General features: G+C 59.3%; 15 protein-coding genes. 10 read left to right on the forward strand and 5 right to left on the reverse strand.

Features of this window, described 5'->3' with window-relative positions; all coding sequences use genetic code 11:
* Nucleotides 1–220: 220 nt before the first annotated feature.
* The gene (locus BLU24_RS05400; RefSeq protein ID WP_093098137.1) at nucleotides 221–670 is read left to right on the forward strand and encodes a DUF4879 domain-containing protein; all 450 of its coding nucleotides are present in this window, start codon (nucleotides 221–223) and stop codon (nucleotides 668–670) included.
* Nucleotides 671–736: 66 nt separating this feature from the next.
* On the forward strand, nucleotides 737–1,288 hold the full coding sequence (locus BLU24_RS05405) for a DJ-1 family glyoxalase III (protein WP_093098140.1): 552 nt from the start codon (nucleotides 737–739) through the stop codon (nucleotides 1,286–1,288).
* Nucleotides 1,289–1,294: 6 nt separating this feature from the next.
* On the opposite strand, the gene BLU24_RS05410 is transcribed toward BLU24_RS05405, so the two are convergent.
* Nucleotides 1,295–2,533 (reverse strand): MFS transporter, encoded by a 1,239-nt coding sequence (locus BLU24_RS05410; RefSeq protein WP_093098143.1) that lies wholly within the window; start codon nucleotides 2,531–2,533, stop codon nucleotides 1,295–1,297.
* 394 nt (nucleotides 2,534–2,927) lie between these two features.
* Between BLU24_RS05410 and BLU24_RS05415 the strand changes: the two genes are divergently transcribed.
* The 3 genes from BLU24_RS05415 to BLU24_RS05425 all read left to right on the forward strand — a co-directional run bounded on the left by BLU24_RS05415 (nucleotide 2,928) and on the right by BLU24_RS05425 (nucleotide 5,636).
* Entirely contained in the window at nucleotides 2,928–4,373 is a 1,446-nt protein-coding gene (locus BLU24_RS05415; RefSeq protein WP_093098146.1) for a cytochrome ubiquinol oxidase subunit I, read from the forward strand.
* Between the two features lie 3 nt (nucleotides 4,374–4,376).
* Entirely contained in the window at nucleotides 4,377–5,384 is a 1,008-nt protein-coding gene (gene cydB / locus BLU24_RS05420; protein ID WP_090286500.1) for a cytochrome d ubiquinol oxidase subunit II, read from the forward strand.
* An 84-nt stretch (nucleotides 5,385–5,468) separates the two neighbouring features.
* Complete coding sequence (locus BLU24_RS05425) at nucleotides 5,469–5,636, forward strand: DUF2474 domain-containing protein (protein ID WP_016773090.1); 168 nt, start codon at nucleotides 5,469–5,471, stop codon at nucleotides 5,634–5,636.
* A 74-nt stretch (nucleotides 5,637–5,710) separates the two neighbouring features.
* Here BLU24_RS05425 and BLU24_RS05430 read toward each other — a convergent pair whose 3' ends face one another.
* Together BLU24_RS05430 and BLU24_RS27735 are read right to left on the reverse strand one after the other, a co-directional pair.
* Nucleotides 5,711–6,835 (reverse strand): methyltransferase, encoded by a 1,125-nt coding sequence (locus tag BLU24_RS05430; RefSeq protein WP_093098149.1) that lies wholly within the window; start codon nucleotides 6,833–6,835, stop codon nucleotides 5,711–5,713.
* Between the two features lie 172 nt (nucleotides 6,836–7,007).
* Nucleotides 7,008–7,721, reverse strand: coding sequence for an autoinducer binding domain-containing protein (locus tag BLU24_RS27735; RefSeq protein ID WP_172833240.1), 714 nt, complete (start codon nucleotides 7,719–7,721; stop codon nucleotides 7,008–7,010).
* 317 nt (nucleotides 7,722–8,038) lie between these two features.
* Between BLU24_RS27735 and BLU24_RS05445 the strand changes: the two genes are divergently transcribed.
* Entirely contained in the window at nucleotides 8,039–8,815 is a 777-nt protein-coding gene (locus tag BLU24_RS05445; protein ID WP_093098155.1) for a ferredoxin--NADP reductase, read from the forward strand.
* Between the two features lie 44 nt (nucleotides 8,816–8,859).
* Here BLU24_RS05445 and mscL read toward each other — a convergent pair whose 3' ends face one another.
* Complete coding sequence (gene mscL / locus BLU24_RS05450; RefSeq protein ID WP_090286492.1) at nucleotides 8,860–9,273, reverse strand: large-conductance mechanosensitive channel protein MscL; 414 nt, start codon at nucleotides 9,271–9,273, stop codon at nucleotides 8,860–8,862.
* Nucleotides 9,274–9,555: 282 nt separating this feature from the next.
* On the opposite strand from mscL, the gene katB reads away from it, so the two are divergent.
* The 3 genes from katB to radA are packed head-to-tail and all read left to right on the forward strand — an operon-like array spanning nucleotide 9,556 to nucleotide 13,115.
* Complete coding sequence (gene katB / locus BLU24_RS05455; RefSeq protein ID WP_093098158.1) at nucleotides 9,556–11,097, forward strand: catalase KatB; 1,542 nt, start codon at nucleotides 9,556–9,558, stop codon at nucleotides 11,095–11,097.
* Nucleotides 11,098–11,156: 59 nt separating this feature from the next.
* Nucleotides 11,157–11,702, forward strand: a complete 546-nt coding sequence (locus BLU24_RS05460) for an ankyrin repeat domain-containing protein (RefSeq protein WP_093098160.1) — start codon at nucleotides 11,157–11,159, stop codon at nucleotides 11,700–11,702.
* A 45-nt stretch (nucleotides 11,703–11,747) separates the two neighbouring features.
* Complete coding sequence (gene radA / locus BLU24_RS05465) at nucleotides 11,748–13,115, forward strand: DNA repair protein RadA (protein WP_090286486.1); 1,368 nt, start codon at nucleotides 11,748–11,750, stop codon at nucleotides 13,113–13,115.
* Nucleotides 13,116–13,241: 126 nt separating this feature from the next.
* Here radA and BLU24_RS05470 read toward each other — a convergent pair whose 3' ends face one another.
* Nucleotides 13,242–13,610, reverse strand: coding sequence for a PilZ domain-containing protein (locus BLU24_RS05470; RefSeq protein WP_093098162.1), 369 nt, complete (start codon nucleotides 13,608–13,610; stop codon nucleotides 13,242–13,244).
* A 161-nt stretch (nucleotides 13,611–13,771) separates the two neighbouring features.
* Between BLU24_RS05470 and BLU24_RS05475 the strand changes: the two genes are divergently transcribed.
* Nucleotides 13,772–15,838: a carbon starvation CstA family protein gene (locus BLU24_RS05475; RefSeq protein WP_041477781.1), complete on the forward strand. Its 2,067-nt coding sequence runs from the start codon at nucleotides 13,772–13,774 to the stop codon at nucleotides 15,836–15,838.
* Nucleotides 15,839–15,840: the final 2 nt, after the last annotated feature.

A 15,840-nucleotide genomic window follows, 5' to 3' on the forward strand; every position in this document is an offset into this window, starting at 1 on the left:
CTGCTCCCCGTGGCGCGCGTGGCGCCGTGAATGTATCGACCTCAACAGCAAAGCACAGACCGTCGCAAGCGCCTGGAAAATTGTGCTGGGCCGGAAAAAGCCGCGCATCATACCAGCAGCGTGAGCAATATGGCGGTTGTCGGTGTCGATCGTCGGCGAAGTTTTGCGGTGCGGCCAACTGCGCCATACTGCGCGCTGAATTTTTCCGGGTGAGCGACGCATGAGCAAGGGCGCGGTGGCAGGTTTGGGGTTAATGGTGGTGCTGATGGCTGGGGCGCCAGCAACATGGGCTGCTTCGGCGGCAGCGTTGACGCAGGTAAAAGTCATCAAGGTGCAATCGCCGAGCTGTGGCCTGGAAGACATCGCCGATAACCAGCCGCAAACCCAATGCAATCACAGCGGGCCGAGCATCAAGGTCTATGTGCTGGAAGTCGGTTACGGCCAGAACCAGCCGCACGCCACGCTGGACGGATTCGAAGTCAACGGCAGCCGTTCCCCGGTGTGTGCCTTCGATAACGGCAATCTGACTGAATGCACGCCCGGGCGCAAAACCGTCGGTTCGCTGTATACCTTCGATCTGGCCGGCAAACAGGAAGGCACCTTCAGCTTCAGCAACACCTCGATCAACGCACCGCGCAATACGATGTCGACCCAGCTTTACATCAAGTAACGGCTGGCGCTGCGCGGTCCGTGGGAAGCTGACTACGCTTGAAGGATCACCCTGTGGATAACGCCCATGACTTCAAGAGTGCTGATTACCCTCGCCGAGGGCATCGATGATCTGCAAAGCGTCACATTGATCGACGTGCTGCGTCGCGCCGAAATCGAAGTGGTCGCAGCCAGCGTCGAAGGCCGGCGCATGCTCACCTGCGCTCGCGGTACGCGCCTGACCGCCGACGGCATGCTGGTCGATGTATTGGCGCAAAGCTTCGATCTGATTGTCCTGCCCGGCGGCGCCGTCGGCTCACAGCATCTGGCGGCGCATCAACCCTTGCAACAGTCGCTCAAGGATCAGGCCAGCGCCGGACGCCTGTTCGCCGCCATCGGCGAATCCCCCGCCGTCGCCCTGCAAGCCTTCGGCGTGCTGCGCCAACGCCGCATGACCTGCCTGCCCGGCGCCAGCCATCAGTTGTCGGGTTGTACGTTCGTTGACCAACCGGTGGTGGTCGACGGCAACTGCATCACTGCACAGGGCTCCGGCGCCGCATTGGAGTTCGCCCTGACGCTGGTCGAGCAGCTTGGTGGCAAGGGATTGCGGGCGAAAGTGGCCGCGGAGCTTCAAGCCTGAGCAACGTCAGACCTTCGTCTCTTCCACCGGCACATGCATCCGGTCCCGATTCGCCAAGGTCGGGAACAGTTTGATCCACGTTCCGGTTACCACCAGCGTACCGATCCCGCCCATCACCACGGCCGGTACGGTGCCGAACCAGTGGGCGGTGAGGCCGGATTCGAATTCGCCGAGCTGGTTCGAGGCACCGATGAACAGGCCGTTGACCGCGCTGACCCGGCCGCGCATTTCGTCGGGGGTTTCCAGTTGTACGAAGGAGGCGCGGATGACCATGCTGATCATATCCGCCGCGCCGAGCACCACCAGCACCGCCAGCGAGAACCAGAACGAAGTCGACAGGCCGAAGGCGATAGTCGCGACGCCGAACACGCCGACGGCGGTGAACATCACGCGGCCGACATTGCGTTCCACGGCAAACCGCGCGAGGAACAGCGACATCGCCAGGGCGCCGACCGCCGGTGCCGATCGCAGCAGGCCCAGGCCCCACGGGCCGGTCAGGAGAATGTCCTTGGCGAATACCGGCAACAGCGCCGTGGCGCCGCCGAGCAACACCGCAAACAGGTCCAGCGAAATCGCCCCGAGAATGTCCTGGCGGCTGCGGATGAAGCGAATGCCTGCGAGCAACGAATCCAGCGTGGCTTTGCCCTTGTTCAGCGGCGTTTGTCGTGCGGGCAGATTCAACATCAACGTGCAGGCAATCACGTAGAGCAGCACGGTCGGGCCGTAGACCCAGACGCTGCCGAACGCGTAGAGCAAGCCGCCGAGGGCTGGCGCGATGATCGTTGCCGACTGTTGCGCCGACTGCGCTGCCGCCACGGCCCGAGGAAACAGCGCGCTGGGCACGATGCTCGGCAGCAATGCCTGGGTGGTCGGCATCTCGAACGAACGCGCCGCGCCGAGGAGGAATGCGAGGATGAAGATCATTTCGCGGGTGACCTGATCGGTGGCGCTGCTGATTGCCAGTGCGAGGGCGATCATTGCCTGCAGCGACTGACATAGCGCAGCGACCTTGCGTCGGTCATAGCGATCGGCGACATGCCCGGTGTGCAGCATGAACAGCACGCGTGGAGCGAATTCCACCAGACCGACCAGGCCCAGGTCGAGGACGTTGCCGGTCAATTGATAAAGATTCCAGCCAATCGCCACGGTGAGCATCTGAAAACCGCTGGCGGTGAAAATCCGCGCAAACCAGAAAGCCAGAAACGGACGATGGTGACGTAACAGCAGGGGCTCTTGGCTGGGCATCTGAAGGCAGGTCTGGCTTGAGAAGAAACGCGAGATTATCACCAGTCTGTAACAGGAAGTTGCTACTGGTGAAAAATTTACTTAGCCAGACATCGAGTTGTCCCAGTGAGCCTGCGACGCCACTGGGCAAATGCCTTGCCAACGCGCTGAGGCAACTTGTCACGCGGCAAACGACCACGCCGTTCAACGGCAAAAATGGGACTACTCTTTTAACGTTGCTTGATCCAGATCAACACCTCACAAGGGTTTGATCTGACGGCCAGTTGGCCAGACTCCCTGCGTTGCGATGGCTGTAAAAAAAGAACGAATCCGAATTCGCCGCACTCCATATCCGTGGGGGCAGTGGTGCAGGCCTCCGGGTCTGCCACCCGTATTACCTGACAGAGGAAGCCATATGTTCGGTTTAGAGGCTCTCGATCTCGCCCGAATTCAGTTCGCGTTCACCATCTCGTTCCACATTCTGTTCCCGGCCATCACCATTGGCCTGGCGAGTTACCTGGCGGTGCTCGAAGGTCTGTGGCTGAAGACTCGAAACGATACCTACCGTGACCTTTACCACTTCTGGTCGAAGATCTTTGCTGTCAACTTCGGCATGGGCGTGGTCTCCGGTCTGGTCATGGCCTACCAGTTCGGCACCAACTGGAGTCGCTTCTCGGATTTCGCCGGTGCCGTCACTGGGCCGTTGCTGACCTATGAGGTGCTCACGGCATTTTTCCTTGAGGCCGGTTTCCTCGGCGTCATGCTGTTCGGCTGGAACAAGGTCGGGCGCGGGTTGCACTTTTTCTCCACGGTGATGGTAGCGATCGGCACGCTGATCTCGACGTTCTGGATTCTCGCCTCCAACAGCTGGATGCAAACCCCGCAGGGCTTCGAGATCGTTAACGGTCAGGTGATCCCGACCGACTGGCTGGCCATCGTCTTCAACCCTTCGTTCCCGTATCGCCTGCTGCACATGGCGACTGCGGCGTTCATCGCTACGGCTTTCTTTGTCGGCTCGTCAGCGGCCTGGCATTTGCTGCGCGGCCGGGACAATCCTGCGATTCGCACCATGCTCTCGATGGCCATGTGGATGGCGCTGATCGTTGCGCCGATCCAGGCAGTCATCGGCGACTTCCATGGTCTGAATACGCTCAAGCATCAACCGGCGAAAATCGCAGCCATTGAAGGTCACTGGGAAAACCACGGTGACGAAGCGACGCCGCTGATCCTGTTCGGCTGGCCGGACATGAAAGAAGAACGCACCAAATTTGCCGTGGAGATTCCCTACCTTGGCAGCCTGATCCTGACCCACTCGCTGGACAAGCAAGTGCCGGCACTCAAGGAGTTTCCGCCAGAAGACCGGCCGAATTCGACCGTCGTGTTCTGGTCGTTCCGGGTCATGGTGGGCCTCGGCTTCCTGATGATCTTCACCGGTCTGTGGAGTTTGTGGCTGCGCAAGCGTGACTCGCTGTATACCTCGCGGCCATTCCTGCATCTGGCACTGTGGATGGGCCCGTCCGGCCTGATCGCGATTCTGGCTGGCTGGTTCACCACTGAAATCGGCCGCCAGCCTTGGGTGGTCTACGGCTTGATGCGCACCGCGGACGCGTCCTCCAACCATAGCTTCCTGCAGATGAGCATCACCTTGGTCATGTTCGTGGTGGTGTATTTCGCCCTGTTCGGTGCGGGCCTCGGCTACATGATGCGCCTGGTGCGCAAAGGTCCGAAGCTCAGCGAGGGCACCGATACGCCGGACGGTGGTCCGGGCAAGAAGCGCACCCCGGCGCGTCCGTTGTCCGCTGCCGACGATCCCGGCGAAGGCGAACACGAAGACGACACTCGCTTGACCAAGGAGATTTGAGCCATGGGTATTGATCTTCCGCTGATCTGGGCCGTGATCATCATCTTCGGCATCATGATGTACGTGGTCATGGACGGTTTCGACCTGGGCATCGGGATTCTCTTCCCGTTCGTTCCGGGCAAGACCGACCGTGACGTGATGATGAACACCGTCGCCCCGGTCTGGGACGGTAACGAAACCTGGCTGGTACTCGGCGGCGCCGCATTATTCGGCGCGTTTCCGCTGGCGTATTCGGTGGTGTTGTCAGCGCTGTACCTGCCGCTGATCTTCATGCTGATGGGGCTGATCTTTCGCGGCGTGGCATTCGAGTTCCGCTTCAAGGCCAAGGATGAAAAACGTCATCTGTGGGACAAGGCGTTCATCGGTGGCTCGATCGCGGCGACGTTCTTTCAGGGCGTGGCGCTGGGGGCGTTCATCGACGGCTTGCCGGTGGTCAATCGGCAGTTCGCCGGCGGTTCGATGGACTGGCTGACACCGTTCACCCTGTTCTGCGGCGCCGCCCTGGTGGTCGCCTATGCCTTGCTCGGCTGCACCTGGCTGATCATGAAGACCGAAGGCAAGCTCCAAGAGCAGATGCACGATCTGGCGCGGCCATTGGCCTTCGTGCTGCTGGCGGTGATCGGGATTGTCAGTCTGTGGACGCCGTTGTCGCATCCGGAAATCGCTTCGCGCTGGTTCAGCATGCCCAATCTGTTCTGGTTCATGCCGGTGCCGATTCTGGTGCTGGTCACCCTGTATGGCTTGATCCGGGCCGTGGCGCGTAACGCCAACTACACGCCGTTTCTGCTGACGCTGGTGCTGATCTTCCTGGGCTACAGCGGTCTGGGCATCAGCCTGTGGCCGAACATCGTGCCGCCATCGATCTCGATCTGGGACGCCGCGGCACCGCCGCAAAGTCAGGGCTTCATGCTGGTGGGCACGCTGTTCATCATTCCGTTCATCCTGGGTTACACCTTCTGGAGCTACTACGTGTTCCGCGGCAAGGTGACCCATGAAGACGGTTATCACTAGTGTGCTGCTGGGCTTCTCTTGTGGGAGCGAGCATGCTCGCGAAGGCGTCCGCAGTGACGCCTTGGCTTAACGGAGATCAATGCAATGACCGGCAAACATTCCCTGCACGACATTGAAGAAGCCGAGAAGAAGCCGCTGTGGCAGCGGCTCGGCTGGCTGGCCCTGATCTGGGTCGGTAGCGTGGGTGTGCTGTTTATCGCCGCCAGCCTGATGCGTATGTTCATGAACGCAGCAGGCCTGACCACACACTGAAATCATCCCGCCCCGGCGCCTTCGGGTACGGATTTGCCAACCCTCCTTGCGGAGGGTTTTTTTCGCCTGCGGGTTTATTTGCGTGCTTTGAGGATGACGAACTTCGGTGTGGCCGCGACTTGCTCGACGCCGCGGAACAACCGCGCCAGTTTGCTGTGGTAGCCCAGATGGCGGTTGCCGACGATGTACAGCGCACCGCCAACCACCAGCGCTTCGCGCGCCTGCTGGAACATGCGCCAGGCGAGGAAATCGCCGACCACCTGCTGTTGATGGAACGGCGGGTTGCACAACACTACGTCCAGCGACTGCGACTCTTGCCCGGCCAGGCCATCGGCGGCACGCACGATCACCTCGCGATCACCCAGCGCGGCCCGCCAGTTTTCCAGGGCCGATTGCACCGCCATGAATGACTCGTCGACCAGCGTGTAATGCGCATCGGGGTTTTGCAAAGCACTGGCGATGGCCAGCACGCCGTTGCCACAACCCAGATCGGCGACTCGGACCTGGCCGAGGTTTTTCGGCAAATGCGGGAGGAAGGCCCGGGTGCCGATGTCCAGACCTTCGCGGCAGAACACATTGGCGTGGTTAAGCAATTCGATTGGCGGCTCGTCGAGGCGATAGCGTGTAGGGTAGGACGAGACAGCCGCGGTTCTGGCTTCAGGTGTGGCAATCAGCAGGCGGGCCTTTTTCACCGCCAGGGAGGCCTGCACCGGACCAATATAACGCTCAAGCAGGTCACCGGCGGCACGCGGCAGGTGTTTGACCATCGCTGCGGCGATTACTTCGGCGCCGGGCGCCAATTGCCCTTGCAGGCGGATCAACTGCTCTTCCAGCAGCGCGAGGGTTTTCGGCACACGAATCAGGACCCGGTCGAATGGCCCGACCAAAGGCTCGCTCGCCGGGATACCGCGCACCGCATCGAACGCCTGGCCGTTGCGCAGCAGGTTTTTCTCCAGCGCTTGAAAGCCGAGAAACGAGTCGCCGCTGCTGCTGACCTTGACCTTGCCGAGCAGACTGACAGCCAGCGCGCCGAAACTGTCGTTGAGCACCAGCACGCGGGTGTCGACCGTCGGTTGCTGCGCTGCGAGATGGTTGAGCAGGTATTCATCAGCGGCATCGAAAGCTTGCAGCGGTTCGTTCTGCTGTTCGGGCTGGCGGATCAGGTCGAGGTGGGCGAAGGGCGTTTCAAGCAAAGGCATGGGCGAGACTCAGGGTGATCAACGGATATTCCGCAGCCCTGGGATGTGCGGCGGAACCGACCGAGTGTAAGGCAACGCGTTCTGCTGGCGTCATCACTCAGGAAGGTTACGAATGTTACGTTTATTTGTTTGGCATTACCCGTGTGTTTACAAGGAACGCGAGGCTGACCGATCAGATGATGCCGGCTCTGGCGGCTGCGATAACAGCGGAAATCTTGTTGCAGACGTTGAGCTTTATGATCAGGTTCCGCACGTGGTAATTCACGGTGCGTTCGCTGAGGCACAGGATTTTCGAGATTTCATAGGCGGTCTTGCCAATGGCTGACAGTTCCAGAACCTGCAGTTCTCGCGTGGAGAGCTGAGGGTGACGGGGCTTGAGCGCTTCTGCCGGCAGGGTCCGGGCGAACAGCTCGCTCAAGTGGCTGCTGGCGTAAAACATATAGCCAAAATGCTCATACAGCTCCAATGGGCTGATGGAGCAGTGTCTGCGCGCCAGGCTGATAATGCTGCACAAACCACTCGATTCATGATGAAACGACTGCGACCAGCCATTCTGCAATCCATGTTTTTGCAAGCCTAACCATATGTCGTGGGACTCTGTAAACAGCGACTCAGTCCAGACTATGGGGGACATGGAATGATTGCAGTGTGATATCAACGGGTCTGTTTTAATGTAACTGTTTTGTTCATATTCACTGTTCCATTCTTTAGGATAGTTATTGATCTGCAAGGGCTTTAGCTGCATGTCGCGGTTTAATGGAACAACTGAAATCGCACAAAAATTGAATCCGAGATTTTCGGCGAATCGCAGCAGTATCGGATAAGCAGCATCGATGCCCTTGGCAAACGTCAATTGTTTCAGTTGTGATTCCTTCCATGTTTCCATTGGGAAACGCTCCATGACGCTACGGGGTGCGCGACTGGATCCAAAAGATCCGGCACGAATCGAAGTGTAGGACGTTTCATACACTGAGCTATAAATTTTTTCGGTATTGAACAGTAATATATTTGGATAAAGCGTTCTTGATACATTTCTGTATTACATTGAAGTTGTCATTTGAAGTAATTGCTCCAATTCTGACCGCCGTGATCCCTTTCAAATGAATCTCTGGTTCGGTACGGGATCAATACCATTATCAATCGTCGGTGTTTAACCGTGTCTTTTTGGGCGAGACTGGCAGCAACCGTTCAATGGAGTACCCCATGACCGCCAGCGCAGATAAGTTCACCACGCAAACCTTGCTCGATGTCAAACCGCTGACCCCGAACCTGTTTACCCTGCGTACCACTCGTGATGCCGGGTTCCGTTTCCGCGCAGGGCAGTTCGCCCGCCTCGGTGTGACCAAGGCCGATGGCAGCACTGTCTGGCGCGCCTACTCGATGGTGTCGTCGCCGTTTGACGAGTTTCTCGAGTTCTTCTCCATCGTCGTCCCGGGCGGGGAGTTCACCAGCGAACTGAGCCGGCTGCAGGTGGGCGACACGTTGCTGGTTGAGCGCCAGGCATTCGGCTACCTGACCCTTGATCGTTTCGTTGATGGCCGCGATCTCTGGCTGTTATCGACGGGTACGGGGGTGGCACCGTTTCTGTCAATTCTGCAGGACTTCGAAGTCTGGGAAAAATTCGAGCGCATCATTCTGGTCTACAGCGTGCGCGAGGCCTGCGAGCTGGCTTATCAGGAACTGATTGCCGGTCTTAACCAACGCGACTACCTCAGCGAATATGCGCACAAATTGCAGTTCATCGCGACGGTGACGCGCGAGGCGCACCCGGGAACGCTGCACGGGCGCATTACCACGCTGATCGAAAACGGTGAACTGGAGCGAGCGGCGGGCGTGGAGCTGTCGGCGGTGCATTCACGGGTCATGTTGTGCGGCAATCCACAGATGATCGATGAGACCCGCGTGCTGCTTAAACAACGGGACATGCGCCTGAGCCTGACGCGCCGGCCCGGCCAGGTCGCCGTGGAAAATTACTGGTAACGAAAACGGCACCCGCAGGTGCCGTATTTATTCGAACTGATGACTCAGGACCGCTCGTTCTGCGCCTTGAGCAGGTCGCGGATTTCGCCCAGCAGTTGCTCTTCCTTGCTCGGGATCGGCGGTGCGGTCGGTGCCACGGCCTCTTCGCGCTTGAGACGGTTGATGGCTTTGACCCCCATGAAGATAGCGAAAGCGACAATGATGAAGTCCAGCACCGTCTGGATGAATTTGCCATAAGCCAGCATCACTGCGGGCGTGTTGCCCTCGGCGGCCTTGAGCGTGATGGCCAGATCACTGAAGTCCACCCCGCCGATCAACAGGCCGATTGGCGGCATGATCACGTCGCCGACAAACGACGAAACAATCTTGCCAAACGCCGCACCGATGATGATACCGACGGCCATGTCGACCACATTGCCTTTGACCGCGAAGGCCTTGAACTCGCTAAGCACGCCCATAGTTATTTCCTTGTTACAGATGAGTTTGGTGAAGTGTAAATCAGCGAAACGCGTCCTGCGCGAAACACATTCTTACAACCCCCGTTTTTATCGACACATCATTAGACGATTAGTTTGCAAAGTGCCAGCAATCGCGCGCGAAATAGCGCGTAAATCGCTGAGCGGGAAGCCATTTTTCTCAATCACGGCGTTACGTTCTTTCTATTTATGTTCCTCGTCGCAGGCCTCTAGCCTTGGGATGGCGCACCTGGATGCGCCCCAAAACAACCAGAGGATCCTGATATGACTTCCGCATTTGGACTGGGGGCTTTTCCCCGTCGTCACACGTTTGGTGTACTCACCGCCAGCCTGTTGAGTTTCTCCGTAACTGCAGCGCCACTGACACGCGATAACGGCGCTGCCGTGGGTGATAATCAGAATTCGCAGACGGCTGGCGCCACCGGCCCGGTACTGCTGCAGGACGTGCAACTGATCCAGAAACTGCAGCGTTTTGATCGCGAGCGCATTCCCGAGCGCGTGGTTCACGCCCGCGGTACCGGTGCTCACGGTACGTTCACGGTGACTAACGACCTCAGCGACCTGAGCAAGGCCAAGGTGTTTGCCTCTGGCCAGACCACACCGGTATTCGTGCGTTTCTCGGCGGTGGTGCATGGCAATCACTCCCCGGAAACCTTGCGTGACCCACGCGGTTTCGCCACCAAGTTCTACACCACTGACGGTAACTGGGACTTGGTGGGCAACAACTTCCCCACTTTCTTCATTCGCGATGCGATCAAGTTTCCCGACATGGTCCACGCGTTCAAGCCTGATCCGCGGACCAACCTGGACGACGATTCGCGCCGCTTCGACTTTTTCTCCCATGTACCGGAAGCTACTCGTACGTTGACCGAGTTGTATTCGAACGCGGGCACACCGGCCAGTTATCGGCAGATGGATGGCAACGGTGTTCACGCCTATAAGTTGGTCAACGCCAAAGGCGAAGTTCACTACGTCAAGTTTCACTGGAAGAGCTTGCAAGGGCTCAATAATCTGACGCCAGAACAAGTCGCGAAAGTTCAGGGTCAGGATTACAGTCATATGACCAATGACTTGGTGAGCAATATCAATAAAGGCAACTTCCCAAAATGGGACTTGTACGTTCAAGTTCTGAAACCGCAGGATTTGTCCAAGTTTGATTTTGATCCATTGGACGCGACAAAGATCTGGCCGGGTATTCCTGAACGAAAAGTTGGACAAATGGTTTTGAACCGTAATCCGGCGAATGTCTTCCAGGAAACCGAACAAGTTGCGATGGCTCCGGCTAATGTGGTTCCGGGTATCGAACCTTCCGAAGACCGTTTATTGCAGGGCCGAGTGTTCTCCTACGCCGATACGCAAATGTATCGCCTGGGCGCCAATGCCCTGCAACTGCCAATCAACGCGCCGAAAGTTGCGGTGAATAATGGCAATCAGGACGGTGCGATGAACTTTGGCGCCAGCAACAGCGGCGTTAACTACCAGCCTAGCCGTCTGCAACCGCGTGAAGAGACGTCGAGTGCGCGTTACAGCCAACTGGCGCTGTCGGGCAGCACTCAGCAAGCGAAGATCCAGCGTGAGCAGAACTTCAAGCAGGCTGGCGATCTGTATCGCTCGTACAGCAAGCAGGAACGTCGCGACCTGATCGACAGCTTCGGCGGCTCGCTGGCCACCACCGATGACGAGAGCAAGCACATCATTCTGTCGTTCCTGTACAAGGCCGATCCGGAATACGGCACCGGCGTGACGCAAGTGGCCAAGGGTGACTTGAGCCGGGTCAAGGCCCTGGCAGCGAAACTGGTCGACTAATAGTGCAGTAACACCTGCGGGGCCTGCATCAGGCCCCGTTCCGTTCAAGGAGACTGCTGATGCGAACCTGTCTTTTCCTGTTGGCCGCGTGCCTGTCGCTCACCGCTTGGGCGGCACCGATCGACCAGAGTCCCGAGGCGATCCAGGCACAATTGCGCGACTACTATTTCGACGCCGCGCGGCGCGGGGATGTGCCGATGCTCGAGACGTTCATCGAATCGGGCTATTCCCTCGACACCCGCGACGGCAAGGGATACACCGCGCTGATCCTCGCGGCTTATCACGGTCAAGCGCCTGCCGTGGAGCGCTTGCTTGCGGCCGGCGCCGACGCCTGTGCCCAGGATCAGCGCGGCAACACGGCGCTGATGGGCGCGATCTTCAAGGGTGAAGTACAGATCGCCCGGCGCTTGATGGCCACCGATTGCAGCCCCGATCAACGTAACGGCGCTGGGCAGACAGCGGCGATGTATGCCGGCTTGTTCAAGCGTCTGGAACTGCTCGATGCGCTGAAAGCCAAGGGCGCCGACCTGAACGCCGAAGACCCGCTGGGCAACAGCGCCGCACGTCTGGCCAGCGGCGAAATCCGTACGTCGGCGCCGCGCTGATCGCGGGCCTGTGGGTTATCATCGCGGTTTTTGTCGGGGGTTCTGATGGCCAAGGCCAAGCGCATGTACGGCTGCACCGAGTGCGGCGCAACCTTTCCCAAGTGGGCCGGCCAGTGCGGTGAATGCGGCGCCTGGAACACGCTGACCGAAACCATGATCGAAAGCGGCGGCGCCACGGCACCGACCGGGCGCACCGGTTGGGCCGGGCAACAAGCGCAGATCAAGACCCTGGCCGAAGTCAGCGTTGAAGAAATCCCGCGTTTTTCCACCGCCTCCGGTGAGCTCGATCGCGTGCTCGGCGGCGGTCTGGTCGACGGTTCGGTGGTGCTGATCGGCGGTGATCCTGGCATTGGCAAGTCGACGATTCTGCTGCAAACCCTGTGCAACCTCGCCAAGAGCATGCCGGCGCTGTACGTCACCGGTGAAGAATCCCAGCAGCAAGTGGCGATGCGCGCCCGCCGTCTCGGCTTGCCGCAGGACCAGCTACGCGTGATGACCGAAACCTGCATCGAAACCATCATCGCCACCGCCCGCCAGGAAAAACCCAAGGTGATGGTGATCGACTCGATCCAGACGATTTTCACCGAACAACTGCAATCGGCACCCGGCGGCGTTTCCCAGGTGCGCGAAAGTGCGGCGCTGCTGGTGCGTTACGCCAAGCAGAGCGGTACGGCGATTTTCCTCGTCGGCCACGTCACCAAGGAAGGCGCATTGGCCGGTCCCCGTGTGCTTGAGCACATGGTCGATACCGTGCTGTATTTCGAAGGCGAATCCGATGGGCGCCTGCGCTTGTTGCGTGCGGTGAAAAACCGTTTCGGCGCGGTCAACGAGCTGGGCGTGTTCGGCATGACCGACAAGGGTTTGAAGGAAGTCTCCAACCCTTCGGCGATTTTCCTCACGCGCGCCCAGGAAGAAGTCCCGGGCAGCGTGGTCATGGCGACGTGGGAAGGCACCCGGCCAATGCTGGTGGAAGTGCAGGCGCTGGTGGATGACAGCCATCTGGCCAATCCGCGTCGGGTGACGCTGGGTCTGGATCAGAACCGGTTGGCGATGTTGCTAGCGGTTCTGCACCGCCACGGCGGCATTCCGACCCACGATCAGGATGTATTCCTCAATGTGGTCGGCGGGGTCAAGGTGCTGGAAACCGCTTCCGATCTGGCGCTGATGGCGGCAGTCATGTCGAGCTTGCGCAACCGGCCGTTGCCGCATGATCTGTTGGTATTTGGCGAGGTCGGTCTGTCCGGTGAAGTACGCCCGGTGCCGAGCGGGCAGGAGCGCTTGAAGGAAGCGGCCAAGCATGGTTTCAAACGCGCGATCGTGCCCAAGGGCAACGCGCCGAAAGAATCGCCGGCAGGCTTGCAGATTATTGCTGTGACCCGCCTCGAACAGGCCCTCGACGCATTGTTTGAATAAATCGAGCCAACAAATGACCTGTGGGAGCGGGCTTGCCCGCGATTGCATTCTGACATTCACCAATTTCGTTGCGTCAGAAACCGCTATCGCTGGCAAGCCAGCTCCCACAAGGTTCAATTGTGGCTTCTAGATTTCGATCAGGGCGCCCAATTCGCGCTCGAGCTCGGCCTCATCCGCCAGGTTCAGCTCGATCAGCCGCCGCAAGCGCTGGATCGACTCCAGGCTGATATGTCGGCAGATGAACCCCAAATGGCCGTTTTCCTCGTGGGCCAGTTGCACGTCCATCTCGATATCGACGTCATCGCTCAGATGAATGTCGACGAAAAAATCCTTTTCCCGATCGCCGAGCCACGGCTCCGGTCGCTTGATCAACAATCCCTTGAGTGACAGGTCGATCAGTTCGACCGGCCAGATGTACTCGCCTTGGCTCAGCTCGGTTCTGGCATCGAACGCAATACGTTTGAAGCGACGACGGTTGTCTGAAGGCTCGTTCATGGCGCAATCCTCCGAAGGTTCGCTGACTATAGACCCGCCTTGTCCGAGCGTGCCAGCGCGAAAGGGCTCAGATAGACCTATGTCGGGGTATGGCCTTTGGCACCGTTAGCGCTAAACTCGGGGTGGCTGTCTTTCTTGTCCACCCTGGCTGGAATAAAAAAATGAAAAATAATAATAGCCTGCTACGCCACTTACCCTGGCTAGTGCTGGCAATCGTAGGAGCGTGCGCCCTGGGCGTAGTGGCATTGCGCCGCGGCGAGGCGATCAACGCCTTGTGGATTGTGGTCGCTGCCGTGGCCATTTATCTGGTTGCGTACCGTTACTACAGTCTGTTCATCGCCAACAACGTGATGCAACTGGATCCGCGTCGGGCCACCCCCGCCGTGCTCAACAACGATGGTCTGGACTATGTGCCGACCAACAAACACATTCTTTTCGGTCACCACTTCGCGGCCATCGCTGGCGCGGGGCCGCTGGTCGGCCCGGTATTGGCGGCGCAGATGGGCTATCTGCCCGGTACGCTCTGGCTGATTGCCGGTGTGGTGCTGGCGGGCGCGGTGCAGGACTTCATGGTCCTGTTCATGTCGACCCGACGCAACGGCCGTTCCCTGGGCGATATGGTGCGTGAAGAAATGGGCCGGATTCCCGGGACCATCGCGCTGTTCGGCTGCTTCCTGATCATGATCATCATCCTTGCGGTGCTGGCGCTGATCGTGGTCAAGGCACTGGCGGAAAGCCCATGGGGCATCTTCACCGTGATGGCGACCATCCCGATCGCGATGTTCATGGGCATCTACATGCGCTACATCCGCCCGGGCCGCATCGGCGAAATCTCCGTGGTCGGCGTGTTGCTGCTGCTCGGTTCGATCTGGCTCGGTGGGCAGATTGCTGCCGATCCGGTATGGGCCAAGGCGTTCACCTTCACCGGCGTGCAGATTACCTGGATGCTGGTCGGTTACGGTTTTGTCGCCGCGTCGCTGCCGGTCTGGCTGATTCTCGCGCCGCGTGACTACCTGTCGACCTTCCTCAAGATCGGTACCATCGTCGCGCTGGCGATCGGTATTCTGGTGACCATGCCCGAGCTGAAAATGCCGGCACTGACCCAGTTCGTCGACGGCACCGGGCCGGTGTGGAAGGGCGGCCTGTTTCCGTTCCTGTTCATCACCATCGCCTGTGGTGCGGTATCGGGCTTCCACGCACTGATTTCTTCGGGTACCACGCCGAAGCTGCTGGATAACGAAACCAACGCCCGCTACATCGGTTATGGCGGCATGCTGATGGAATCGTTCGTGGCAATCATGGCCATGGTTGCCGCTTCGGTGATCGAGCCGGGCGTGTACTTCGCCATGAACAGCCCGGCCGCCGTGGTTGGCAGTGATGCTGCGTCAGTGGCGCAGATGGTCACCAGCTGGGGCTTCGCGATCACCCCTGAAGCGCTGCAAGCGGTTGCCCATGACATCGGTGAAACCACCATTCTGGCCCGTGCCGGCGGTGCGCCGACCCTGGCGGTGGGTATTGCGCAGATTCTGCACAGTGTCCTGCCGGGTGAAAACACCATGGCGTTCTGGTACCACTTCGCAATTCTGTTCGAAGCGCTGTTCATTCTGACCGCAGTCGACGCCGGTACCCGTGCCGGTCGTTTCATGCTGCAGGACCTGCTCGGCTCCTTCGTTCCGGCGCTCAAACGCACCGAATCGTGGACCGCCAACCTGATCGCCACCGCCGGCTGTGTGGCGATGTGGGGCTGGTTGCTGTACCAGGGCGTGATCGATCCATTGGGCGGCATCAACACCCTGTGGCCACTGTTCGGCATTTCCAACCAGATGCTCGCCGGTATCGCGCTGATGCTCGGCACCGTGGTTCTGATCAAGATGAAGCGCCAGCGCTACATCTGGGTCACCCTGCTGCCAGCGACATGGCTGTTGATCTGCACCACGACCGCAGGCTTCATCAAGCTGTTCGACGCCAACCCGGCGATCGGCTTCCTGTCGCTGGCGAAGAAGTACAGCGATGCGCTGGCCAATGGTCAGGTGCTGGCACCGGCGAAAAGTGTCGAGCAGATGCAGCACGTGATCTTCAACGCCTATACCAACGCCACGCTCACCGCGCTGTTCCTGTTCGTGGTGTTCAGCATCCTGTTCTATGCGCTCAAGGTCGGCATCGCCGCCTGGGGCAAGAAAGAGCGTACGGATAAAGAATCGCCATTCCAGGCCCTGCCGGATGCGTAACC

The organism is Pseudomonas sp. Z003-0.4C(8344-21) (assembly GCF_900104975.1).
Taxonomy (GTDB): Bacteria; Pseudomonadota; Gammaproteobacteria; order Pseudomonadales; family Pseudomonadaceae; genus Aquipseudomonas; species Aquipseudomonas granadensis.

Bases quoted from the DNA above. Each gene is read 5' to 3' on its own strand.
- BLU24_RS05400 (WP_093098137.1), top strand. From the start codon at position 221: ATGAGCAAGGGCGCGGTGGCAGGTTTGGGGTTAATGGTGGTGCTGATG.
- BLU24_RS05405 (WP_093098140.1), top strand. From the start codon at position 737: ATGACTTCAAGAGTGCTGATTACCCTCGCCGAGGGCATCGATGATCTG.
- BLU24_RS05410 (WP_093098143.1), bottom strand. From the start codon at position 2,533: ATGCCCAGCCAAGAGCCCCTGCTGTTACGTCACCATCGTCCGTTTCTG.
- BLU24_RS05415 (WP_093098146.1), top strand. From the start codon at position 2,928: ATGTTCGGTTTAGAGGCTCTCGATCTCGCCCGAATTCAGTTCGCGTTC.
- cydB (WP_090286500.1), top strand. From the start codon at position 4,377: ATGGGTATTGATCTTCCGCTGATCTGGGCCGTGATCATCATCTTCGGC.
- BLU24_RS05425 (WP_016773090.1), top strand. From the start codon at position 5,469: ATGACCGGCAAACATTCCCTGCACGACATTGAAGAAGCCGAGAAGAAG.
- BLU24_RS05430 (WP_093098149.1), bottom strand. From the start codon at position 6,835: ATGCCTTTGCTTGAAACGCCCTTCGCCCACCTCGACCTGATCCGCCAG.
- BLU24_RS27735 (WP_172833240.1), bottom strand. From the start codon at position 7,721: ATGGAAACATGGAAGGAATCACAACTGAAACAATTGACGTTTGCCAAG.
- BLU24_RS05445 (WP_093098155.1), top strand. From the start codon at position 8,039: ATGACCGCCAGCGCAGATAAGTTCACCACGCAAACCTTGCTCGATGTC.
- mscL (WP_090286492.1), bottom strand. From the start codon at position 9,273: ATGGGCGTGCTTAGCGAGTTCAAGGCCTTCGCGGTCAAAGGCAATGTG.
- katB (WP_093098158.1), top strand. From the start codon at position 9,556: ATGACTTCCGCATTTGGACTGGGGGCTTTTCCCCGTCGTCACACGTTT.
- BLU24_RS05460 (WP_093098160.1), top strand. From the start codon at position 11,157: ATGCGAACCTGTCTTTTCCTGTTGGCCGCGTGCCTGTCGCTCACCGCT.
- radA (WP_090286486.1), top strand. From the start codon at position 11,748: ATGGCCAAGGCCAAGCGCATGTACGGCTGCACCGAGTGCGGCGCAACC.
- BLU24_RS05470 (WP_093098162.1), bottom strand. From the start codon at position 13,610: ATGAACGAGCCTTCAGACAACCGTCGTCGCTTCAAACGTATTGCGTTC.
- BLU24_RS05475 (WP_041477781.1), top strand. From the start codon at position 13,772: ATGAAAAATAATAATAGCCTGCTACGCCACTTACCCTGGCTAGTGCTG.